Origin of the sequence: Flavonifractor sp. An10 (genome assembly GCF_002161215.1) — a bacterium.
GTDB classification, from domain to species: domain Bacteria; phylum Bacillota; class Clostridia; order Oscillospirales; family Oscillospiraceae; genus Flavonifractor; species Flavonifractor avistercoris.
Map to the genome: position 1 here is coordinate 1 of NZ_NFMB01000001.1, position 23641 is coordinate 23641.

At 58.1% G+C, this 23641-nt stretch carries 15 protein-coding genes, 9 tRNA genes and 3 rRNA genes; 21 read left to right on the forward strand and 6 right to left on the reverse strand.

Features of this window, described 5'->3' with window-relative positions; translation table 11 throughout:
* From B5E42_RS00005 to B5E42_RS00065, 13 genes are all read left to right on the forward strand, one after another.
* On the forward strand, positions 1-887 hold an 887-nt coding region (locus tag B5E42_RS00005), incomplete at its 5' end, for a GerAB/ArcD/ProY family transporter (RefSeq protein WP_141242414.1).
* Between the two features lie 561 nt (positions 888-1448).
* A 16S ribosomal RNA gene (locus tag B5E42_RS00010) occupies positions 1449-2980 on the forward strand.
* A gap of 104 nt (positions 2981-3084) precedes the next feature.
* A tRNA-Ala gene (locus B5E42_RS00015) sits at positions 3085-3160 on the forward strand.
* A gap of 16 nt (positions 3161-3176) precedes the next feature.
* Positions 3177-3253: transfer RNA gene (locus B5E42_RS00020), tRNA-Ile, on the forward strand.
* Between the two features lie 294 nt (positions 3254-3547).
* Positions 3548-6392 (forward strand): 23S ribosomal RNA (locus tag B5E42_RS00025).
* Positions 6393-6484: 92 nt separating this feature from the next.
* A tRNA-Lys gene (locus B5E42_RS00030) sits at positions 6485-6560 on the forward strand.
* A gap of 3 nt (positions 6561-6563) precedes the next feature.
* Positions 6564-6638: transfer RNA gene (locus B5E42_RS00035), tRNA-Glu, on the forward strand.
* Between the two features lie 119 nt (positions 6639-6757).
* Positions 6758-6873, forward strand: a 5S ribosomal RNA gene (gene rrf, locus B5E42_RS00040).
* The 16S, 23S and 5S rRNA genes sit together here with 9 tRNA genes alongside, the layout of an rRNA operon.
* Positions 6874-6916: 43 nt before the next feature.
* A tRNA-Asn gene (locus B5E42_RS00045) sits at positions 6917-6992 on the forward strand.
* Positions 6993-7061: 69 nt separating this feature from the next.
* Positions 7062-7138 (forward strand) — tRNA-Ile (locus tag B5E42_RS00050).
* A 3-nt stretch (positions 7139-7141) separates the two neighbouring features.
* Positions 7142-7217 (forward strand) — tRNA-Trp (locus B5E42_RS00055).
* A 40-nt stretch (positions 7218-7257) separates the two neighbouring features.
* A tRNA-Asp gene (locus B5E42_RS00060) sits at positions 7258-7334 on the forward strand.
* Positions 7335-7337: 3 nt separating this feature from the next.
* A tRNA-Thr gene (locus tag B5E42_RS00065) sits at positions 7338-7413 on the forward strand.
* 160 nt (positions 7414-7573) lie between these two features.
* On the opposite strand, the gene B5E42_RS00070 is transcribed toward B5E42_RS00065, so the two are convergent.
* Positions 7574-9004 carry a site-specific integrase gene (locus B5E42_RS00070; RefSeq protein ID WP_087235802.1) on the reverse strand — a complete coding sequence of 477 codons (1431 nt, stop codon included), beginning with the start codon at positions 9002-9004 and terminating at the stop codon, positions 7574-7576.
* Complete coding sequence (locus tag B5E42_RS00075; protein ID WP_087235804.1) at positions 8962-10167, reverse strand: site-specific integrase; 1206 nt, start codon at positions 10165-10167, stop codon at positions 8962-8964. The genes B5E42_RS00070 and B5E42_RS00075 overlap by 43 nt, the downstream gene beginning before the upstream one ends.
* 560 nt (positions 10168-10727) lie before the next feature.
* Here B5E42_RS00075 and B5E42_RS00085 point away from each other — a divergent pair.
* Genes B5E42_RS00085 through B5E42_RS19820 form a run of 3 tightly spaced genes read left to right on the forward strand, consistent with a single transcriptional unit; the run spans position 10728 to position 11856 of the window.
* Positions 10728-10985, forward strand: a complete 258-nt coding sequence (locus B5E42_RS00085) for a hypothetical protein (protein ID WP_087235808.1) — start codon at positions 10728-10730, stop codon at positions 10983-10985.
* 5 nt (positions 10986-10990) lie between these two features.
* A complete protein-coding gene (locus B5E42_RS19815) occupies positions 10991-11305 on the forward strand; it encodes a zeta toxin family protein (protein WP_087235810.1) in 315 nt (104 codons plus the stop codon).
* A 29-nt stretch (positions 11306-11334) separates the two neighbouring features.
* Entirely contained in the window at positions 11335-11856 is a 522-nt protein-coding gene (locus B5E42_RS19820; protein ID WP_087235812.1) for a zeta toxin family protein, read from the forward strand.
* 57 nt (positions 11857-11913) lie between these two features.
* On the opposite strand, the gene mobP3 is transcribed toward B5E42_RS19820, so the two are convergent.
* The 4 genes from mobP3 to B5E42_RS00115 form a co-directional block, all read right to left on the reverse strand.
* Positions 11914-13857, reverse strand: coding sequence for a MobP3 family relaxase (gene mobP3 / locus B5E42_RS00100; protein WP_087235814.1), 1944 nt, complete (start codon positions 13855-13857; stop codon positions 11914-11916).
* Positions 13845-14264, reverse strand: coding sequence for a hypothetical protein (locus B5E42_RS00105; protein WP_087235815.1), 420 nt, complete (start codon positions 14262-14264; stop codon positions 13845-13847). The genes mobP3 and B5E42_RS00105 overlap by 13 nt, the downstream gene beginning before the upstream one ends.
* 302 nt (positions 14265-14566) lie before the next feature.
* Entirely contained in the window at positions 14567-14917 is a 351-nt protein-coding gene (locus B5E42_RS19065) for a helix-turn-helix domain-containing protein (protein WP_162613884.1), read from the reverse strand.
* Positions 14918-15237: 320 nt separating this feature from the next.
* Positions 15238-15453: a helix-turn-helix domain-containing protein gene (locus B5E42_RS00115; RefSeq protein WP_087235819.1), complete on the reverse strand. Its 216-nt coding sequence runs from the start codon at positions 15451-15453 to the stop codon at positions 15238-15240.
* Positions 15454-15571: 118 nt separating this feature from the next.
* Here B5E42_RS00115 and B5E42_RS00120 point away from each other — a divergent pair, with 118 nt between their 5' ends.
* The 5 genes from B5E42_RS00120 to B5E42_RS00140 all read left to right on the forward strand — a co-directional run bounded on the left by B5E42_RS00120 (position 15572) and on the right by B5E42_RS00140 (position 23618).
* A complete protein-coding gene (locus tag B5E42_RS00120; protein ID WP_242966960.1) occupies positions 15572-18652 on the forward strand; it encodes a hypothetical protein in 3081 nt (1026 codons plus the stop codon).
* Positions 18642-19508 (forward strand): hypothetical protein, encoded by an 867-nt coding sequence (locus B5E42_RS00125; RefSeq protein ID WP_087236617.1) that lies wholly within the window; start codon positions 18642-18644, stop codon positions 19506-19508. The genes B5E42_RS00120 and B5E42_RS00125 overlap by 11 nt, the downstream gene beginning before the upstream one ends.
* Before the next feature lie 401 nt (positions 19509-19909).
* Positions 19910-20482 (forward strand): YcxB family protein, encoded by a 573-nt coding sequence (locus B5E42_RS00130; RefSeq protein WP_087235821.1) that lies wholly within the window; start codon positions 19910-19912, stop codon positions 20480-20482.
* Between the two features lie 20 nt (positions 20483-20502).
* On the forward strand, positions 20503-21933 hold the full coding sequence (locus tag B5E42_RS00135; protein ID WP_087235823.1) for a sigma 54-interacting transcriptional regulator: 1431 nt from the start codon (positions 20503-20505) through the stop codon (positions 21931-21933).
* A 272-nt stretch (positions 21934-22205) separates the two neighbouring features.
* A complete protein-coding gene (locus B5E42_RS00140; protein ID WP_087235825.1) occupies positions 22206-23618 on the forward strand; it encodes a solute carrier family 23 protein in 1413 nt (470 codons plus the stop codon).
* Positions 23619-23641 lie beyond the last annotated feature (23 nt).

The following is a 23641-nucleotide window of genomic DNA, read 5'->3' on the forward strand; positions in this document are numbered from 1 at the left end:
GGGCGGGCCTGGCCCAGGTGACCCAGCGGGTGCTGGGGAGGCCCCTGGGCAGGCTGGTGCTGCTGCTCTGCCTGGGGTGGGGGCTGCTGCTCCTGGCCGCCAACGCCCGGCTGTTCTCCCTGCGCTTCCTGTCCACCAGCTACAGCAATTCCCCCGCCGGGCTGTTTCTGGCGGTGCTGCTGGCCCTGGCCCTCTGGCTGGCGTGGAAGCCGGTGCGGGTGCTGGCCCGGGCGGGGGAGATCTTCCGCCTGGCCCTGGCGGTGGGGCTGGCCTTCTCCCTGGCCCTGGGGGCCTTTCAGATCGAGCCCCGCCATGTGCTCCCCATTTGGACGGAGGACGTGCCCGGCCTGCTCTCCGCCGCCCTGCCGGTGCTGGGCCTGCTGGGCTATGGGCTCTTTGCCGCCTTCCTGGGGGGCAATGTGACGCGGACGGAAAACGACCGCCGCCGCCTGCTGGTGTGGGGGACGGTGTTCTGCCTGGTGCTCACCGCCCTGCAGCTGGTGTGCCAGGGCAACTTCGGCCCCACTCTCACCGCTCAGGCGGACACCCCCTTCTTCTTAATGGTAAAGGGCATCGGCATCGAGGGCACCTTCCAGCGGGTGGAGTCGCTGATCATCGCCCTGTGGGTGTTCTCCGACCTGGCCCTGCTGGCCCTGCTGGCCTCCTCCTGCGCCGCCCTGGCCCAGGCGGTGTTCTCCTTGAAAGAGAGAAGGCACGCCGCCGTGCCGGTGGTGCTGCTGGCCCTGGCGGGGGCGTGGCTGCTGTTCCCCGACGCCTTCTCCCTGGATCGGTGGATGGAAAACGTGGTGTGGCCGGGCAATCTGCTGCTGGGCTTTGGGCTGCCGGTGCTCCTGCTCTTGGTCAAAAAGCTGAGAGGGCAGGTATAGACAGGCAGATCTTGTGCATACTAAGGGGCGGCGCACCACAGATCTGGGCCCTCGAAAAAACTCTGAAAAAAAGCGGAAAAAGGTGTTGACAAAGCGGCCGAAAGCTGGTATTCTATCTGAGCGCCTCACGGGAGGGCAAGAAAAAGAAGGAAACGGACAGGAGAGACCGGGCGGAAGCCGGACGGACTTCTGAAAGATTCCTGAAAAAAGTTCTTGACAAACTGGGAAGTGCGTGGTAAACTAAATGAGTTCGCGCCGGAAGGTGTGAACGAGCTTGAAAAGGACGAAAACCAAGCGGATTCGAAGAAAAAACTTCGAAAAAACTTGAAAAAAGTTCTTGACAAGCGAAAGCGAAAGTGCTAAAATAAATAGCACGCTGGCCGTGAGGCTGGCAGGAGCGTGTACCTTGTAAATTAAACAACGTGAGAAAAACACGAAGCACCAGAAAGGACTAAGAGTCCTTCTGACAAGCGAAAGCTTGAAGAAGGCTTCCAAATTTCTTTGAAGCTAAGATAAGCTTCAATAAGATGATTTAAGGAACTTCGGTTCTTTAGATACCATTTTATTGAGAGTTTGATCCTGGCTCAGGATGAACGCTGGCGGCGTGCTTAACACATGCAAGTCGAACGGAGAACCCCTGATAGAGGATTCGTCCAATTGAAGGGAATTCTTAGTGGCGGACGGGTGAGTAACGCGTGAGGAACCTGCCTTGGAGTGGGGAATAACAGTCCGAAAGGACTGCTAATACCGCATAATGCAGTTGGGCCGCATGGCTCTGACTGCCAAAGATTTATCGCTCTGAGATGGCCTCGCGTCTGATTAGCTAGTAGGCGGGGTAACGGCCCACCTAGGCGACGATCAGTAGCCGGACTGAGAGGTTGACCGGCCACATTGGGACTGAGACACGGCCCAGACTCCTACGGGAGGCAGCAGTGGGGAATATTGGGCAATGGGCGCAAGCCTGACCCAGCAACGCCGCGTGAAGGAAGAAGGCCCTCGGGTTGTAAACTTCTTTTGACAGGGACGAAGAAAATGACGGTACCTGTCGAATAAGCCACGGCTAACTACGTGCCAGCAGCCGCGGTAATACGTAGGTGGCAAGCGTTATCCGGATTTACTGGGTGTAAAGGGCGTGTAGGCGGGCTGGCAAGTCAGATGTGAAAACCATGGGCTCAACCCATGGCCTGCATTTGAAACTGTTGGTCTTGAGTGCTGGAGAGGCAATCGGAATTCCGTGTGTAGCGGTGAAATGCGTAGATATACGGAGGAACACCAGTGGCGAAGGCGGATTGCTGGACAGTAACTGACGCTGAGGCGCGAAAGCGTGGGGAGCAAACAGGATTAGATACCCTGGTAGTCCACGCCGTAAACGATGGATACTAGGTGTGGGGGGACTGACCCCCTCCGTGCCGCAGCTAACGCAATAAGTATCCCACCTGGGGAGTACGATCGCAAGGTTGAAACTCAAAGGAATTGACGGGGGCCCGCACAAGCGGTGGAGTATGTGGTTTAATTCGAAGCAACGCGAAGAACCTTACCAGGGCTTGACATCCTGCTAACGAAGTAGAGATACATTAGGTGCCCTTCGGGGAAAGCAGAGACAGGTGGTGCATGGTTGTCGTCAGCTCGTGTCGTGAGATGTTGGGTTAAGTCCCGCAACGAGCGCAACCCTTATTGTTAGTTGCTACGCAAGAGCACTCTAGCGAGACTGCCGTTGACAAAACGGAGGAAGGTGGGGACGACGTCAAATCATCATGCCCCTTATGTCCTGGGCCACACACGTACTACAATGGCGGTTAACAGAGGGAAGCAAAACCGCGAGGTGGAGCAAATCCCTAAAAGCCGTCCCAGTTCGGATTGCAGGCTGAAACCCGCCTGTATGAAGTTGGAATCGCTAGTAATCGCGGATCAGCATGCCGCGGTGAATACGTTCCCGGGCCTTGTACACACCGCCCGTCACACCATGAGAGTCGGGAACACCCGAAGTCCGTAGCCTAACCGCAAGGGGGGCGCGGCCGAAGGTGGGTTCGATAATTGGGGTGAAGTCGTAACAAGGTAGCCGTATCGGAAGGTGCGGCTGGATCACCTCCTTTCTAAGGAGACTTCAACGGAGCAAGCTCTGTTGTAACGTCCTAAGGTCAGCTTTCTGGAGCGAAGTGGTTCTCACGTTGTTTAATTTAGAGGGTACACGCCATGCGGGGGTTTAGCTCAGCTGGTAGAGCACCTGCTTTGCAAGCAGGGGGTCACCGGTTCGAGTCCGGTAACCTCCACCACGAGTGGACCGGATACGGGCCCATAGCTCAGCTGGCTAGAGCGCACGACTGATAATCGTGAGGTCGGTGGTTCGAGTCCACTTGGGCCCACCACTTACTCTCTTTTGAAAAAGAGAGTAAGTAGAGAAAACTTCCTTAAAGATTCGAGATTAGATTGAAGCACCTGGACAACAGATGTTTCAATCTGACCTTGAAAGAGGTTGGAAAGTCAGCACCTTGAAAACTGAACAATGTAAACGAAGATGTACAAGAGCAAGCAACAGAGGGCAAAAACAGCAATGTTGTGGAACTTTAATAAGGGTAAAACAATGTAGCCAATTTGCAAAACTTCTGTGGTGCCTGCATAATTCATGATCTAGTTAGAATCAGCAAGACTGATTCTACGAAGGTCAAGCTAGAAAGAGCGCAAGGGGAATGCCTTGGCATCAGGAGCCGAAGAAGGACGTGACAAGCTGCGATAAGCTGCGGTGAGCTGCACATAAGCTTTGACCCGCAGATTTCCGAATGGGGAAACCCGGCAGAGCAATACTCTGTCAGCGTGCGTTGAATCAAATAGGCGTACGTGGGGAACCGCCTGAACTGAAACATCTAAGTAGGGCGAGGAAGAGAAATCAACCGAGATTCCGCTAGTAGTGGCGAGCGAACGCGGAAGAGGGCAAACCGAGGGATTTATCCTTCGGGGTTGTGGATCGACACAACGGCAGGATAGGTTAGCTGAACGGCATGGGAAGGCCGGCCAGAGCGGGTGAGAGCCCCGTAAGCGAAAACCGATTTCTGTTAGTCGAGTTCCAGAGTACCGCCGGACACGTGAAACCCGGTGGGAAACTGGGGGGACCACCCTCCAACCCTAAATACTACCTGATGACCGATAGAGGAGCAGTACCGTGAGGGAAAGGTGAAAAGGACCCCGGGAGGGGAGTGAAACAGAACCTGAAACCTTGTGCTTACAAGCACTCAAAGCCCGTTAAAGGGTGATGAGGTACCTTTTGTAGAATGGTCCGGCGAGTTATTGTTACTGGCAAGCTTAAGGTGTTCAGCACCGGAGGCGAAGGGAGACCGAGTCTGAATAGGGCGCATAAAGTCGGTGGCAATAGACCCGAAACCGGGTGACCTATCCATGGGCAGGTTGAAGTGGGGGTAAAACCCCATGGAGGACCGAACGCACGTTCGTTGCAATGACCGGCGATGACCTGTGGATAGCGGTGAAATTCCAATCGAACTCGGAGATAGCTGGTTCTCCCCGAAATAGCTTTAGGGCTAGCGTTGATTTAGATTACCGGAGGTAAAGCACTGAATGGGCTAGGGGCCGATAAGGTTACTGAACCCTATCAAACTAAGAATGCCGGCTAATTGATGATCAGCAGTCAGTCTACGTGAGATAAGTCTCGTGGACAAAAGGGAAACAGCCCAGACCCACAGCTAAGGTCCCAAATAGACGCTAAGTGGAAAACGATGTGGAGTTGCGAAAACAACCAGGATGTTGGCTTAGAAGCAGCCACTCATTAAAAGAGTGCGTAATAGCTCACTGGTCGAGTGACTCTGCGCGGAAAATATAACGGGGCTAAGCGTCTAACCGAAGCTTGGGCTGCACAGCAATGTGCGGGGTAGGGGAGCGTCGAATACGGGGTGAAGTCGCATCGGAAGGAGCGGTGGACTGTATTCGAGTGAGAATGCCGGAATGAGTAGCGAGAATTATGTGGGAATCATAATGGCCGAAAATCTAAGGTTTCCTGGGGAAGGTTCGTCCGCCCAGGGTAAGCCGGGAGCTAAGGCGAGGCCGGAAGGCGTAGTCGATGCACATACGGTTGAAATTCCGTAGCCACCGAACCTTAAGTACACTGACACATGGAGATAGCGGGACCCGGGCGTTGGTTGACCCGGGCGCAAGGGACCGAACTTATAGTAGGGAAGTCCGCGATGCTCTGTGGCGAGAAAAGGTGTATGGTATGCTAAGGTGCCCGTACCGCAAACCGACACAGGTAGATGAGGAGAGAATCCTAAGGCCAACGGGAGAAGGGTTGTTAAGGAACTCGGCAAAATGACCCCGTAACTTCGGGATAAGGGGAGCCTCCTACGGGAGGCCGCAGCGAATAGGCCCAAGCGACTGTTTACCAAAAACACAGGTCTCTGCTAAATCGAAAGATGACGTATAGGGGCTGACGCCTGCCCGGTGCTGGAAGGTTAAGAGGAGATGTTAGTCGCAAGGCGAAGCATTGAATTGAAGCCCCAGTAAACGGCGGCCGTAACTATAACGGTCCTAAGGTAGCGAAATTCCTTGTCAGGTAAGTTCTGACCCGCACGAATGGCGTAACGACTTGGGCACTGTCTCAACAGCCCACCCGGCGAAATTGTTGTACTGGTGAAGAAGCCAGTTACCCGCAACTAGACGGAAAGACCCCATGGAGCTTTACTGTAGCTTAATACTGGAAATCGGTAAATCATGTACAGGATAGGTGGGAGGCTTGGAAGCCTGGGCGTCAGCTCAGGTGGAGCCACCCTTGGGATACCACCCTTGATTTGCTGGTTTTCTAACCTGCGGCCGTGAATCCGGTCGGGGGACACTGTTAGGTGGGCAGTTTGACTGGGGCGGTCGCCTCCTAAAAGGTAACGGAGGCGCTCAAAGGTTCGTTCAGCACGGACGGAAACCGTGCAGTGAGTGTAAACGCATAAACGAGCCTAACTGCGAGGCTGACGGGCCGAGCAGTAACGAAAGTTGGAGTTAGTGATCCGGCGGTATGCAAGTGGAAGTGCCGTCGCTCAACGGATAAAAGCTACCCTGGGGATAACAGGCTGATCTCCCCCAAGCGTCCACAGCGACGGGGAGGTTTGGCACCTCGATGTCGGCTCGTCACATCCTGGGGCTGAATTCGGTCCCAAGGGTTCGGCTGTTCGCCGATTAAAGTGGCACGCGAGCTGGGTTCAGAACGTCGTGAGACAGTTCGGTCCCTATCTGTTGCGGGCGTAAGAGATTTGAAGGGAGCTATCCTTAGTACGAGAGGACCGGGATGGACGTACCTCTGGTGCACCAGTTGTCCTGCCAAGGGCATAGCTGGGTAGCTATGTACGGACGAGATAAACGCTGAAGGCATCTAAGCGTGAAACTCCCCCTAAGATTAGATCTCTCATCCTTATGGAGTAAGGCGCGTCGTAGACTATGACGTTGATAGGTCGGGGGTGGAAGCACGGTAACGTGTGAAGCTGACCGATACTAATCCGCCGAGGGCTTGACCTTAACATGGATGCATGCAGGCGCTTGCGAAGGTACAGCAGAGTTTACATTGTTCGGTTTTGAGGGTGCTGGCACCCCCGAAGGAATGGCGGTATGCGCCTTTAGCTCAGTTGGTAGAGCAACTGACTCTTAATCAGTGGGTCCCGGGTTCGAGTCCCTGAAGGCGCACCAAACGGCCCGTTGGTCAAGCGGCTAAGACGGCGGCCTCTCACGCCGCAAACGTGGGTTCGATTCCCGCACGGGTCACCATTTCTCTCTTGACAAGCGCCTGAGAATTGAATATAATGACTTATCGTTGAGAAGAACGGTAAGGAGAAGAAAGTTCTCTGAAGTTTCTTTTGCTTACTTTTCTTGTCAAAGAAAAGTAAGTCGGTGTTGATTGCGGTGAGGGTCCACCCGTTCCCATCCCGAACACGGAAGTTAAGCTCACCTGCGCCGAAGATACTTGCCTGGAGACGGGCCGGGAAAATAGGTAACGCCGACACAAAACGAGGGTCTGGCCTGTGACCAGGCCAGACCCTTCATATTCCTCCTTAGCTCAGTCGGTAGAGCACGCGGCTGTTAACCGCGGTGTCGTTGGTTCGAGTCCAACAGGGGGAGCCAAAAGATGTGGCTTGCCGCCACGGAATTGGTGACGGCAAGCCCCCTTTTTCAAAAGCTGTGGAACGGTATGGGTCTTTAGCTCAGTTGGTTAGAGCAGCCGGCTCATAACCGGCCGGTCCACGGTTCGAGCCCGTGAAGGCCCACCATTTAGGGGTATAGCTCAGCTGGTAGAGCATCGGTCTCCAAAACCGAGTGCCGAGGGTTCGAATCCTTCTGCCCCTGCCAGACCAAATTGCAGATTGCCTCTGCTTTTTGATACAGCGATGGCGCGGTAGTTCAGTTGGTTAGAACGCCGGCCTGTCACGCCGGAGGTCGAGGGTTCAAGTCCCTTCCGCGTCGCCATCCGCTGCTGTAGCTCAGTCGGTAGAGCGCATCCTTGGTAAGGATGAGGTCGGCGGTTCAAATCCGCCCAGCAGCTCCACAGATCGACCGTTTTTCTTTTGAAAAGCGGTCGATTTTCTTTGTTTTTGTTACTTTTCTGGGGCATAAGAACCTGCGGGCAACGGCTTGACCACAGAACCAGCCACAGACAGAGAACAAATGGGCCTCCGGGGGAATTTTGTCCCCGGAGGCCCATTTGTTCAACTTGCCGAATCTCCTTGTTTAGGCCGCTCCCGCTCTGCGGCGAGCTCCCTTTTCATCTCTCGGATCAGCGCGGCCAGTTTCTCCTCACACTCTGCCTCTGTCCTGGCGTAGACGTTGCGGGCCAGCCGCTTTCCGTTGACTCTTGGGGAGTACCGCCCCTCCCACAGTTGGTCGTTGATTTGACTGATACACCCGGTGCCTGGTTTGCGCCGCAGCCCCTTATATGCACGGAAGGTACTGGGGGTGGGTTTCTGGGGAAGAACCTCTGCCTCTGGCAGGGCAGTCCCCTTGCCAATACCCCGGTCGATCTTTGCCGCTGCGGTCCGGCGCATCTGGTCGGTGACATGGGTGTAGATATTCAGCGTGGTGCTGCTGGACACGTGGCCGATGATAGTGCTCAGCGTCTTGATGTCCATTCCATGCTCCAGAGAGGCGGTGGCGAAGGTGTGCCTGAGATCGTGGAACCGGAGGCGCTTACACTCCGCCCGCTCCAGCACTATCTGGAGCCGTTTCCGGACGGTGGCCGGGTCCATGGGGGAGTCCTCCTTGACGGGGGAGGGAAACATCCAGCGGGAGTGGATGGTTTTCTGGTAGGCTTTTAAGACCTTCAAGACAGGGACAGGGAGAAGGACCGTCCGGTTGCTGGCTTTGGTTTTAGGTGGGGATACAACCAGCTCTCCCTTTACCCGATGAACTTGACGTTCTACCCGAAGGGAACCAGTTCTGAAATTTAGGTCACCCCATTGGAGTGCTAAAATCTCGCCCCTGCGCAGGCCGGTGGACAGCTCCAGAAGGAGCAATTCGTAGCAACCGTCCTCCCTGGCCTGGATCAGCAGCCGCTGGATCTCCTCCGGGGTGAGCACCTGCATCTCTCTGGCCCTGACGGGCGGGAGCTTGCAGCCCTCGGCGGGGTTACGGAAAATCAGCTTTTCCTCCACCGCCTTGTCCAGGGCTGCATGAAGGGTGGTGTGGATCCCACGGACGGTCTGATCGGAGAGCCCATCCCCGTAGAGTTCTGTGCGGAGCAGCCGCCCGCCCTGTTTCAGGCCGGTATAGAACTGCTGAATGTCCGGAGTGGTCAGCTTGTCCAACTGGACGCTGCCCAGGGCGGGTAAGATGTGCTGATAAATCCTGCGCTCATAGGACATCTGGGTGTTGGGGCGGAGATTGGGCTTCTTATAGCCCTGGTACCAGAGATCCAGCCAGTCACCCAGCAGAATACCCGCCTTTGGCTGTTCCGGAGCAGGGGCTTTGATGCTCTCCCGCAGCCTCTCCAGCTTTGCCACGCACTCGGTTTTGGTTTTGGCGAGGACATTCTTGGTCACAGGGAGGCCTTTTTCATCGTAGCCCACCACGTATCTACCCTCCCAGCGGCCGTCCTTTCTCAGGTGGACGCTGCCATCCCCGCGTTTTCTGTGCTTTGCCATGGGGCCATCTCCTCTCCTAAGTAGTCGGTCAGGAAGCCACCCACGATCTCCGCCGCCCGTTTCTGCATATCCCCCGTGGTATGGGTGTAGGTATCCAGGGTGAAGCTGGCCTTGGTGTGCCCCAGGATACCGGCCAGAGTCTTGGCGTCCACCCCGGAGGCCAGGGCCTGGGTGGCAAATGTGTGACGAAGATCGTGGAAGCGAATTTCAGGTAAATCCGCTACTCTCAGGAATTTTTTCAACTGATGGTATGCGGCGCCGGGATTCAGCGGAGCCTCCGGGCGAAGGGGATTGTGGAAAATCCAGGGGGAGCAAGAGTGCTTTTTGCGCCCGATCAGCCGCTCCGCCGTGCTGGGCGGCAGGACGATCTTCCGGGTTCCGGCGTAGGTCTTGGTATCCCCCGCCACCAGCCGTCCGCCTGCCTTCCGGTGCAGAGTGCGGCTGACGCTGAGGGTGCTTTTCCGCTCATCAAAGTCGCCCCACATCAGGCCGCAGATCTCCCCCAGCCGCAGGCCGGTGGTGAGCTCTGTGTAGAAGAAATCCCGCCAGACAGGGTCCTGTTCCGTGGCCTCCAGAAACATCTCCATTTGCTCCTGGCTCAGGACGTGCATCGCTTTGTGATGAACTTTGGGTGGATCCACCTGCCCGGCTGGATTGACAGGCATCAGCCCCTGGTCCACTGCCGCGCTGAGCGCCTGGTAGAGGGTGGCGTGGATGCCGTGGACAGTGGCGGGGGAGAGCCCAGGATTTTGGCCGGGGCGTGGCTTTATGCGCCCATGCTCTTTCAAAATATTGTAGAGATTCCGCAGGTCAGCCACTGTGAGCTGGGTAAGCTTCTTCTGTCCCAGATAGGGCACGACGTGATGTGCCAAGTCATTGCGGTAGTGGTTCAGAGTGCCCGGCCGAAGGGTGAGGGCCATCTGCTCCAGCCAGTGATCCAGCCACTCTGCCAGGGTCATGCGGCTATCCTCTGTCAGGTCGATGCCCTGGTAGGCGTCGATCTCCTGCCGGAGCCTGGCTGTCAACTCCTTTTGGGTGTCCGCGTAGAGGTAGCGGAAAATGGAGGAGCCGTTTGCCTTGTGGCCCACCACAATACGCCCCTCCCACCGGCCATCCGGCCGCTTCCGCACCATACCGTCACCGGACGGTCTGCGCTTTGCCATGCTATACACCTCCTGACGTTTTATCTCTGATTTGTGGTACAATTACTGACAGGCGGAAATTTGTGAGGCTCCGTCACCCATTGATAGAGCACAGCCCTGCAGCGGCGGCAGATCAGAGAATGGAGCCGGCTGCCCCCAAGCCCATGTTTCTTGAAGGTGACGATAGCCTCGCCATGTTGCCAGCCGAGGCCCAGATCGTTACTCCCGCAATATTGGCATCGCTGGACTGGGGGTTGATTGGTTGTCATGGTCATCCCTCCTCAGTAACCACCATACCACAGAAACAGGAAATAGCCAGGGCCTCGGCGCACTATTATCAAATTGTTATCATTTGGGCGGTTTAATCCACTGCTGTATTCCTTGTTAACAGCGTCTCAATCTGGTAGGATGGGGCCTATTGTTTTATAGGGTGAGGGGCACCTCCCAGAGCTGGCGCAGATGATTGCGGCCAATCCGAAGAGAGCAGGATACTATTTTGATTTGCAACTGCTCGTGGCTTATGCTGCAATGCGCACACAGAACAGGATGCTGCGTCCAACGAGACGGACGGAGGTGTATTTATGAACAGCAGCTATGAATTTTCCCTCCGGCAGGAAATCCTGCTGGAAAAAGGAGCGGATATTTTGGGCTCAATTTCCCGCTTCGGGAGGAGAAATAATATCCCCCTGTCTGACCGAACAAACCCTGTCAATGTGATGTACGCCTTGGTATGGCATGCAAAGCACGACATCTTGGATGCGAGGACGGAGTCGGAATTAGATCAAATCGACACTCAGTTTGATTTGGCCCGGCGCTTTTCGGCAGGGATCGGGGCCTGACGGTTATGGAAGGCGGGAAGAAGATGCTAGCCCGGTTTACTCCAGGCGACGTCGATTATGTCGTTGAACGTGAATTAGCCCTGGCTTCCAACTATGCAAGCCATTCGGATCCCTCTGCTGTCCTCCTGGCGGGTCAGTCCGGCGCGGGGAAAACGATCCTGTCCGCAATGCTGAACCGGACATTTGGCGGGGACGCATTCTTCATCAATGCGGATGAGTACCGGCGCTTTCACCCGAATTACAGGAAACTATATGAGGCATTTGGAACGGATAGCGCTTCCATGACCAGTAGCTTTTCCTCAGCCGTAACGGAACATTGATCGAAGGACTCTCCGAGCAGAAGATAAACATGATCATTGAGGGGACTGGCCGCACCACAGAAGTTCCCCATCATACAGCGGAACTGCTCATCGGGCAGAGCTATGGAGTAGAACTTGCGGCGATAGCAGTTCGTCCGGTTGTTTCGTTATGCAGTACGCTTCTTCGGTTTTACAAGATGAACGAAGGCGGCACGATACCAAGGGCAACAGCAATGGATGCCCATGACCATGTTGTAGCTGTTTTGCCGGACAATCTAGATAAGCTAAACGCCGATCCTGTACTTTCCAGAGTGACGATCTGGACCAGGGAGCTGGACAAAATATTTGATTGCACGGAAGATCCCGGCAGGCCATCCAACGCATTGTTCCAATATTGGAACCGACCTTGGTCCAGCGAAGAAATACAATCTGTGAAAGGGAGTATTGCGGTGCTCCGAGAGAAGGAACGCCTCAGCCGCCTTGGGCAAGAAAGTGCTATTGACGAGCTGGAGCGGAGATTCCAATACGCGGTGCAGGATCCGACGATTTCCCCGGGCATGACGATGCTGTGAGCGACAGATGTGGGCCTCCTGTTTGATGATGCAGGAGGCCCTTTTGCCTATACACACTTACCCCATAGTTATACCGCCCCAGCCCTGCTCCGGGTGGTCGTCCGCTTTGTGGCCCAGAGCGATGCGCTTATCCCGGAGCTGGCGCAGGCGCTTGCGGTCGATTTGGAGTACGCCGGGGTTAGTTGCAGGCATGGAGTTCTTCTGGAATACCCGGCTCAGGTGGTGGAGCAGCCGGGTGACGGAGAGCATCACCCCGGGCGGCCGAAGGTTGTTCTGCCGGTTCAGGAAGAACTGGGCATACCGGTTTCCCTGTGCGGCTGACCGCCGGAACCACTGTACCGCCTGCTCCTGGTCACGGGGAACCACTTTCCCATCCAGGCACAGCTTGCCCAGCATGTATTGGGCGAAGGGATTGCCCTGCTCGGCGGACGATCGGAAGCAGCCCACGGCCGTCTCGGTGCTTTTTGGGGTATGCTCACCCGTCAGGTACTCCTTCCCCAGTCGATAGGCGGCGTATGTATTTCCCTTTTGTGCCGCCCGCCGCAGCCACTGGAGCCCCTCGTCTAGGTCATGAACCTCCGTGTCCTCCGACAAGAGCAGTTTACCCAGTGCGTATTGTGCCTCCGGCATTCCATGCTCCGCCGCCAAGGTGAACCACCGCTTTGCCTTTTGACTGTCCGGGATCAGCAGCGGGCCGTCCCGGCAGAGCTGGCCCATGGCGAACTGTGCATAGGTGTCACCCTGCTCCGCCATCTGTTCCAGACGCTCCACCCACTGATCCCGGAGCTCCAGGGGATACCGCTTATCCTGGATGAACTGCCAGAGCTCCCAGCACTCGAAGGACATTCCCTGTTCATCCGGATGTTCATCCATCCCCTCTATCTCCTGATCTTCAAAGGTGGGCTCCCCAAGCCGGAGCCGTTCTGCCTCATGGATGACCGCATTTTTAATCTGCCGGAACCCCTTTTCCTGGGACAGTTTCTTCCGTGCTCTGGGGCTGTCGTGATAGTAGCTGTCTACCTGGTTTTGGAGCTCCAGCCACTGGTCATAGCACTGCTTTACTATGGGCAGCTTCTCCAGTTCATCCACAATCTCGTCCACCGTTTTCTTCACCGGCTTTGGCAGGTACCCGTAGGACTTCTTACCCTTTACGGTTTCTAACTGCACCACCAACTTCTGCATCAGCGCTTCCGCCGCCGGGCAATTACAGATCCCGTCCGCCATCTCCCGGGTGAGTTGTACCATTGCTCGGCGGGCCTCCCGTACCAGCTCGTCCCGTGACTGGGACTTCTGCTCGTAGGTGTGGAGCATCTCCTGTTTGAAGATCTGGTTGGTGAGCGTGGACTTGATCTGGCGGATACCCTCCCGCGTCAGATAGGCTTCGCCCGGCACCGTTGACCACGCCATCATGTGGACGTGGGGGTGCTCCCCCTCATCGTGGAAGGCGGCGTACCAGCGAAAGTGATTCGGCGGAATGTTCATAGCGGCGGCAATCTCGTGGCGGTTGGCCCGGAGTAAAGTACGCCACGCTCTGGCATTATCGTATCCCAGCCGTGCGGCATCCTCCCGCTTCAGGGAGATGATATGCGTCCAGATGTTGCCTTGGTAGGCGGACACCTCCGCCATGGCGGCGTTCAGATCCACAAAATCTTCATCACCAAAGAGACCGTGGCTGCCTAATCGCTCCGCCCGGGGCCGGGTGGCGATGTACCTGGCGTAGCCGTCAGAGGTACGGACTTCGTCCCAGTGTCCCTCCAGTGCCATGGTGATCAGCGCCGAGGCGTTGGCCTTGGTGGGGCGTTCGGTGTAGTCTGCGTACTCGGAAAGCTCCTTCACACCAGAGAAGTCCTTTGTCAACTTTGCGATCAGCTGCTCCTGCTTGCGGGTGGGCGGACGGCCATCCGGCAGGATCTCCACTCGCTCCCGGGTAGCGATGTACCGCAGGTAGCCGCCGGCACCGCCGCCCTTGATGTAGGGACTCTTGACGATCAGTCCAGCCACTCATCCCCCTCCTCCCACATCTCCTGTGACCGCCCCTTCAGGGATATGCGGCCGTTGGTGGCCTTCACGTTGCGCACGCTCTCCGCCCGCCGGCGGCGCAGTTCCTCCCGGCTGAGCTGGCAGGTGTCCGCCAGGATACCGGCCATCATGTCCGTCTCCACCGCCTGCCGGAAGGCCAGCGCGGCCAGGCGGTCATCCAGCTGATCCAGCCGCCCGTCCAGACAGGACTTGATGGAGGCGGGCAGGAACAACCCGGCGTCGCCGGCGCTGAGGTAGTCCAGGTAGAAGTCCACGGCACGCTCGATGAAGCCGGTGAGGCTCCGGCTCCCATCCTCTCGAAAACGCCGCTCCAGAAGGGCTTTCTTCTCCGGCGTCAGATAGAGGGCGAATTTCTCCTTCTTACTCATAAACAGGCTCCTTTCCCGGGGCTGACCCCCGTTTTTTCCTCGTGTCCGTAGGGCCTCCGGCAGAACGACCGTAACCTCAGCTTTCACCTCTGAGTTTGACCCCATTCTACGGCCCCTGAAACTGCCCGCACTGCGGGCAGTTGTGAGCCGACGCGGGGCGCTTGCGACCCCGTCGTTTATCCTGCTTTGGCCTTTGTCCCCCGAAGGACTTCCGAAACCGGGCCGAACCGGCCCTTCAAGCCCCTGGGAGGGGCAGAGACGCTGCCCTCCTTCAATCGAGGCACACAGAGCCTCACAGGCGGTCACAGAGGGCCCTTGCTGGTCGCCGTTAGGAGACCGGCGATCTGCTCCTGTTCTACTGTCTCCTCCAGCGTCTCCAACTGTTTCCGGTGGAATACCTCCACTGCCGTCCGGATGGGCAGGATGGTGTAGCAGTTGTTGCCGTTCCACTTCATGCCTTTGTCATCGATATAGCTGGTGCGCTCCACTGTGATGAACTTTCGCTCCGCCAGCTTTACGACATGCTTCATCACCGTATTAACCGCCAGGCCGGTTGCACCGGAGATGGTGTTGTAGCTGGGGTGGCACTGATGGGTGCGGCGGTCCTCACAGCAGAGCAGGTATGCGTACACGGCGATCGCGCCGTGGCCCAAATCCAGACAGAAGATCTCATGGGGTAGCGTGAAGAAACACCCGGCTCTCCCGCCAGCGCGGGGAATCGTTGGGGTAAGATCCTGCGCGACAAGGCCGCGCCGGAGCAGCGCACCCAGGCAGGCCGCCGCCATGGCTGGACTCATATGGAGCCGCACTGCCAGGCTGCCCGGGTCAGGGACGCCGCTGTTGTCACCATGACTGCGCAGCCAACACAGGTATGCCAGCACCGCGAAGGTCGGCGGCTTGAGCTTCCAAGACCAGACTTGATTGGGTAGCGCGAACCGGTATTTATCTGGTCTGTATTGCATGACCTGCGGTTTCATCTGCGCTCACCCCCTTCCGCGTGGGCGGATACCCACTGGATGAACTGTTCTTTGGGGACCACCATGCGGCTACCGACGCGCAGTACCGGAAAGTCCGGCTCGTGCATCAGCTCATAGCCAGATGACGGCGACACGCCCAGCACCTTTGCCACCGTTTCTGCATTGAGGAACAGCGGCAGGTCATCATAGGACTGATACTGTGAGCATTTCATAGTGAAATTCCCTCCTTCGCAAAAATAGGACACTGCCCCCATAAAATTTGTGGGGGTAGTATCCTATTTGCTTTTCCGCTCACCTGTGGTAGAATGGAACTGACAGGAGGTGGGGGGCATGCCCCAGGCCAGATACCGGATTTTTGAATTGTCCGCCCGGGCCGTGATGAGTTGCGCCGTCCAGGAGGACGGCCAGTACCGCTTTGTCCTTGACCGGGCATCCACGGAGCGGTGCAAGAGCCGTACCGCCTTGCACGAGCAGGACAGCAATGCGCTGTTCTTCCAGATCATGTGTGTGCTGCATGGGGACAGCTTTGATGAGCCTCGAGAGGACAACCTGCTCACAGGGCTGTCCGACGTGATTTTCTACATGGACTTCTCCGGTATCTTTGACCGCAGTAGTCTGAGGGATATTCAGCGGCTCAGGCAGGAGAAGGCCAGGGACGTGTTCCGGCCGGAGGGTGTCTACCTGGACTTCGGCTCCGGCCAGCACCGCTATCTGGCCTTTGAACGCTCCGGCAGTATGAGCCGGCAGGCGAAGCTGTCCTTCCTCCGGGAGGACGTGTACCACCAGGTGCGCCGGCGGATCCAGATGGACATGGAGATTGGGGACTGCCAGCTCAGCAAGCTCTACGCCTACAACGGCCTGATGCTCTCTGGCGGCGTGCGGGTGGACGGCATCGGTATCGACAGGCCCCACCGGGTGGTGGTCATCGACAACCCCACCCGGGAGGCATATAATGTCCCGGTCATCACGGTGGAGGACGACGGAAGCTCGGGCAGCACCCGGAGATACCACCGGGTGGAGCGGCGGGAGGAGATCACCGTCACCTGCTTTGACGGGGAGGGGCTGATCTCCAAAGAGTACGCCAAGGTGGTGGACAGGGCATTTTGTGGGGAGGCTATCCACACCTCCTTTCAGATCCGCCTGCCCTACATCAAGGGGATGCTCCACCAGGTGGACTTCCACGATTTCCTGCTGAACTGCGGCACAGAGACCATTGTGGATCTGTGGGGTGTGGTCCATCCGGTGCGGGAGGTGGACATCATTCTCACCAAGAGTATGTTCAAGGGCTGCGGCTGGCTGAAGGACAGCGGCATGACCTGGGAGGACTACTGGTCGGTCTTCCGCCGCTGCCGTCATGCCCTGTACATCACCAACGTGAGCAAGGAAAAACCACGGACCCTCACCGACCTGAATTACCAGTTCCTGAACACGGCCTCCATCCGGGAGGATGAGTTCCGGCCCCGGGATCTGCCGGACGGCTGGGACCACAGCCCGGAGGAGGAAGGGCGGAACTGGCTCACCAAGCAGACGGAGCTGGCCTACTACAACTTCCGGGCCAACCGGGCCTTCCGGCGGGACTATTTCCTCCAGGCGCTGGAGTGCAGGAGCCTGTTCTCCCGACGCCGGAGCCGGGAGCAGCTGATGGCCGCACTCCTAAAGAAAAACCCCAGGCTGATCGCCGAGCCGGTCTACCGGAATGTGCTGGACGGGAAGGCAAAGCAGATCTTGAAGCACTACGCCCTGGGGCGGCTCATCGTGGCGGGGGACAACCGGTACCTGTCCGGCGACCTGCTGGACCTTCTGGCTTTTCTGGTAGAGAACCGGATTCCGGACACCAAGCGGCAGAAGAACTACTATCTGGCAGCCATGCTGGACCGCTTCCCATCCAGCTCCTTTTACGCCCCGGGCGCCGCCTATGCGCACGGGGATGCGTGCACCCTCCTGCGCAACCCCCACATCGCCCGGAACGAGGAACTCCAGCTCTCCTTCTTCGACGCCAAAGAGGAGCGCAAGCAGATGCGCCGCCACTACTTCGGCCATCTCACCGATGTGGTGATGGTGAGCGCCGATATGCTGGCGGCGGAGCGCCTTGGCGGTGCAGACTACGACGGTGACATGGTCAAGACCATCGCGGACCCGATCCTCAACGCCTGCGTGCGGCGGAACTACCACCTGTACCAGGCCTATCAGAAGCACAGGTCCCTGACCAACTATGAGAACATCCCCCTGCTGATGATCCCCTCGGCGGAGCCGCTGATCCGGAACGCCAACGACTGGGAGGCCCGGTTTGAGACAGTGCGCAGCACCTTTTCCTCCCGGGTGGGGCAGATCTGCAACGCGGCCCTGAACCGGAGCATCATCGCCTACAACGAAAACTCCGACGGCGAGGAGCGGCGGCGGTGCCGGGAGGAGACAGAGCTGTTGGCCATCCTGACGGGACTGGAAATCGACTCGGCCAAGAGCGGCATCCGGCCGGAGCTGGACGAGTACCTGAACCACCGTACCGTGCCCCGGACGCCCTTTCTCCAGTACAAGCGGCTGGTGGAGCAGGCGGAGACCCGCCGGGCCTGGTATGAACCAACCCACGCCCAGCGGCTGAAGAAATTCTTTGAGGAAATCGACTGGGAGGCGGTGGACTCCAACCTGGAGCGGCTGCCCTATCTGGCCCGCCAGCTGGAGCGGCACACCCCGGCGGTGAAGGACAGGCCCGCCGGGGACAGCGAGCTGTTTTCCTTCGCCCGTCGGCCGGGCTGGAAGGAGGGACTGGACAGGGACATCCTGAACCGGGTGGCTGTACTGCTGAAAGACTATGAATCCTGTCTGTCCCGGATCCGGGCCTGCCGGGCGGAGATCAAGCAGAAGCGCAGAAGGAGTGACGTGGAGCGGATTTTATTCTCCAGGGGTCAGGAGGACAGCTGGGATACCGACGAGCTGTACGCTCAGCTGAGTGCGCTGCCGCCGGAACGGGTATCCGAAATACTGGACGCCCTGCGTCAGGAGAAGTGGCAGTTCTTGGGTGAGGAGGCACGGGAGCAGTTCCTGCTTGCCTGGCTCCCGGAGTTCCAGCCGCTGTTTGACCTGTTCTCTGACTTCCGCTGCGGCGGCTACCGGGTGCTGGGAGATCTCCTCTGTGACATTCATGAGGAGCACGAAGCCCAGGCCCGTAAGCAGCTGAGCCGCCCCGGGGATTCGCCGGCCTTTGCGGATATGATGGGGGCCTATCTTCAGAAGCAAAGCTCCCAGGGCTATCGGGAGGCGGTGCCCGCCCAATGCCGCAAGCAGCTGGATCAAATTGTGAAGCCGGTGACAGCAGTCCGCTACGTGGTGGCGCTGGGGAAACGGCACCTGCTGTGGGACTTGCTGCTGGATGCCCTGGAGCCCAATATCCTGGAGGTGCACCATGCTGAATGAGTGGCAGGAATTTCTGGACTATACGGGGCCAGTCTGTTACCAGGCCGTGGGCAAGAGGGACACAACCTGGCTGGGGCGGTTCACCTTTGAGGCTTTGCGGGATTTCAGCGGTCTGGCCCGTATTCTGACCATCCTGGCCCGGGGGTTTTTGTTCCACACGCCGGATGGGGCGGAGCTCCCCGGCGACCCCCGCAGCCGACTGGAGAAGGCCCGCAAGGGTCTCTGCGCCTGGTGCAGCGTCCCGGAGAAGCCAAACAGCCGGAAAACGTGGCAGTACCACACCGGATTCCCGGAGCTCCATGGAGAGTTCCCAAAGTTAGTGGACGAGGCGGGACTAGGGTGGTTTGCCCGCCACTTCCACAGCGCCATGGATTTTGCGAAGAAACATCCCAACCTGGTGCGGAAAAGCTATGCGGAGGTGGCGGAAGACCTGGACAAAAAGTTTGACCGGGTGTGGCGGGACAAGGTCCGGCAGTTCCAGACGCCGCTGTCCTCTCCGGCCACGGAGGGTGCTTGGGTGCTGCGCTTTGACGATATGATTGCTGACGCCTTGGAGCTGGGACCGCTGCGCCGGATGGAGGCTGATCTGCCGGCGGAGCTGGCGGAGCGGCTCGACCGGGCCTGCCCGGAAACAGTGCCGCCCCGGGTGCTCCGCACCCTGGTCGCCTACTATGTGGCAAACCGGCCGGAGGACAGCAATTGGGTTGTACTTCCTGTCATTAACTTCGACTGCTACTTCGGGGACACCAATTTCGGCCGGAAATACCTGGCCATGCTCCCCGATGAGGTCATTCAACGCAATAGCAGCTTTGGCGTCAGCCGCTACCGGGTGCGGGAAGAGTATCTATCAAACTAAACAACAACAGGGCTGACCGTGCGGCCAGCCTCGTATTCTTTGTCAACAGTATCTTAATATCCCTGACCTACTTGCATCATGCGGCTTGACCGGACAACGTTCTACGAGCGAAGAGCCAAAGCGTTTGAGGAAAAGGATGCCTATGGGAAGGGGAGAATACCCTTGGGGAGGTCCGGGGTACGGCCGAAGCAGCCGTGAAAAATCAAGAGCATCCGGGTCGGCAGATAGTGATGTAGCGAATTTGTACAGCAGTAAGAAGATTATACTGCTAAAGAAATGGCGGCTTGTTTTCCAAGATGAGTTATGATAAACTGAGAAATCAAAGCGGGCGGCTGCGTCGGATCACCTGGCCTCCGCGGGCTGGGCTACCTTGAGGCAGCCCAAGAGAGGAGTGCGGGGAGATGAACCCGGAGAATGATTTTGTAGTCAAAAGCACTTATGACGAGACGGCCTATCGCGCCATGGCGAAGGCCACCTGGAAGATGTTTCAAAAGCACCGGATGGAAGTGATGGCGTACCCGGCACTGATCAGTGTGGCGATTGTGATTGGGTTTCTGCTGATTTGGAACTGGCAGGCCTGCCCTGTATGGCTGCGCGCGGCCGGAATTGCCTTTGTCATTCTGCAGTTCGCGGTGATTCCCCTGGGGGCCAGGCGAGCCCAGGCCAAGACATGCCGGAAGGCGATTCAGGATGCAAAGAAGCGGGGGGCGTACCCGGCCCAGGTGACCTTTACCTTCCTGGGTGACCGCATCCGCACCCAGGCAGGGGAGGAGACCACCACGGCCCGCTACACGGAGGTCAACCATCTGGCGGCGCTGCCGGGCTGGCGGTTCCTGTTCTTTGGACAGGGGGCATACATCATCCCAACCTCGGCGTTCTCCGACGCCGCGGAGCTGGACCGGTTTGACAGCTTTCTGGTGGAAAAATGCAAAACGTCCATTGTGATTTTGGAGGGTGAGCCGCCGAAGGGCTGACGGGAAACGGAGGAAAAGCCGTGGATAAGCCGAGCAAGGTCTATTATGTGGGGGAGAGCGGCTCCTCGCTGCTCCAGGGGGATCAGGAGGAGATCAACCGCCAGCTGTTCGCCATTCTGAACAGTATATACGATGGCATCTACATCACCGACGGAGAGGCCAATACCATCCTGATCAACCACGCCTATCAGGAGATCTCCGGCCTGCGGCCGGAGGATGTGCTGGGCAGGAATATGCGGGAACTGGTGGAGACCGGCCTCATCGACCGCTCCGGCTCCCTGCTGGTGCTGGAGACCAAGCGGCCGGTCACGCTGGAGCAGACCTTTCGGACAGGCAAACAGGCGCTGATCACCAGCACGCCCCACTTTGACGGAGAGGGCGGGCTGTCCATGATCATCACGGTGGTTCGGGATATGACGGAGATCTACGGCCTGCAGGAGAAGTATCGGAAGAGCGAGGAGCGCCGCCTGTCGGAGCTGCGTTTCCTGCGCAGCCGGGACCCCTTTGCCTCCCAGATGGTGGCGGCGGATCCCCGCACCATGGAGGTGATGGCCCGGGCGCAGAAGGTGGCCGGGCTGGACACCACGGTCCTCCTGCTGGGGGAGACCGGCGTGGGCAAGGAGCAGTTTGCCCGATTTATCTATGAGCACTCCGCCCGGTCCGGCCAGAGCTTCATCGGCATCAACTGCGGCGCCATTCCCGCTACCCTCATCGAAAGCGAGCTCTTCGGCTATGAAAGAGGGGCGTTTACCGGAGCCAGCAGAGAGGGCAAAATGGGTGTGTTTGAGAGCGCTGACAAGGGCACTGTCTTCCTGGATGAGGTGGGCGACCTGCCTCTGGAGATGCAGGTTCACCTTTTGCGCGTCCTGCAGGAGATGCAGGTAAGGCGGGTGGGCGGCGTGCGCTCCATCCCGGTGGATGTGCGTATCATCGCCGCAACCAACCGCGATCTGCGGGAGATGGTGCGGGAAAAGACGTTCCGGGAGGATCTGTACTACCGGCTCAATGTAGTGCCCATCGTCATTCCGCCCCTGCGGGAGCGGCAGGGCGATATTCTCCCCCTGGTGCGCACCTTTCTGAAGGACATGAATAAGAAATACCGCTATCACAAGGTGTTCACGCCCGCCTCTCTGGAGCTGATGCACAACTACCCCTGGCCCGGCAATGTGCGGGAGCTGAAAAATGTGGTGGAGCAGGCGGTGATTCTCAGCACCCGGGACGATATTCTGCCGGAAGATCTGCCCATCGCCTGCCGGTTTGAGGGGGAACTCGCGGCCGAGGAGGACGGGCGGGTGAACCTGAAGCGGGAGGTGGCCCGCTTCGAGTACGAGTACATCTGCCGCGCCTATGAGCGGTACGGCAATGTCCGGGCGGCAGCGGCAAGCCTGGGCATGGACAGCGCTACCTTTGTGCGGAAGCGAAAGAAATACGAAGAACTGCTGCAAAAGTAAAACAGATGCTGCAAAAATGAACCAGGAACCAAAACCTTGATTTTCAAGGGGCCTCACTTTGTGAAGAGCATCAAACTGTTTCAAAAATGCAGCGTACGCAAAAAAGGACAATTTCTGCGAAAATCCCAAAGTCGTTGTCGGACAGCGGCTTTGGGATTTTTTTGTAAGTTGGCACCGAGGTTGCAAAATAGAGAGTGTTCGTGCATAGGAACCAGTTGGCCAACTGAACCGCCTATCCACAAAAATTCGCGGGAAAGAAAGAGGGAACGCATATGGCAAACGAACAATTCGTCAGCCGCTACCGCAAGTACGGTGAGGAGCAGCCATACTGGAAGGCCGGCATATTTAAGATCCGTCTTCCCTTCGTCCACTACAAGTGGTCGGTTCCGGAGATGGTGCAGGCGGTCTTTATGTGCGCCACCTGTCTGGGCGCCATCCCCGTTCTGCAAGAGGTTTTGGGCGTTGAATACGGCGTGGCCCTGTCCATGGTCATCATCAACGGCTTCTTCTACAACCTGCACGTGCTGCTGGGCGACCCAGTGGTGCCCGGCTGGATCACCCCGGCCATCCCCATCATCACCGCCTGGCTGACCGAAGGCTATGCTATGGGCCCTGACCGCACAAAAGCACTGATCGCCATGCAGCTGATCCTGGGCCTCATCTTCCTGGTGTTCGGCATCACCGGCATCGGCGGCAAGATGGTGCATCTGGTGCCCAACTCTGTGAAGGCCGGTGTGCTGATGGGCGGCGGCCTGTCCGCCATCATCGGCGAGATGGGTGAGGGCGGCCGGTTCTGGACCTACCCCATCTCCATCACCGTGGGCGTGCTGATCGCCTACTTCTGCCTGTTCAGTCCCATCTGGGCCAACATGCGCCGGAAAAACAAATTTATTGATGCCATCGGCAAGTTCGGCATGCTGCCCGCCATCATCATCGCCCTGATTCTGGGCCCCATTGTGGGCGAGCTGGCTTTCCCCCAGGTGCAGTGGTGGCCCCTTATCAAGGTTCCTGAGTTCGCCAACATCTGGAACCAGCTGTCTCCCTTCGCCATCGGCTGGCCCAGCGCCGCCACCTGGATTGCCGCCATTCCCACCGCCATTGTGGTCTACATCATCGCCTTCGGTGACTTCGTCACCTCTGAGGAGCTGATCCGTTCCGCTGACGAGGTTCGTCGGGATGAAAAGATTGATTTCAACGCCAACCGTTCCAACATCATCAGCGGCATCCGCAACGTGGCTATGGCTCTCTGCTGCCCCTATACCCAGACCTGCGGTCCCCTGTGGGCGGCCGTTACCGCCGCCGTGTCCCAGCGGTATAAGGAAGGCCCCAAGGCCATGGAGTCCATCTACAGCGGCGCCGGCACCTTCCGTTGGTGCACCTTCATCTGCGTGGCACTGATCCCCATCTCCTCCCTGCTGCAGTCCGTACTGCCCGTGGCCCTCTCCCTGACCCTGATCGTGCAGGGCTTCATCTGCACCCAGCTGGCCATGAACATGTGCAGGACGGATATCGAGCGCGGCATCTGCGGCGTCATGGGCATCATCCTGGCCCTTCAGGGCGCCGCCTGGGGCCTGGCTGTGGGCCTGATCCTCTTCTTCCTCCTGTTCGAGAGCAAGAAGAACCAGGAGCAGCAGGCCGTGGAGCAGGTGGCCGTGGGCGCCCCCAGCGAGCATGACAACCAGTAAAACGGCGAGCGCCGCTTTACACC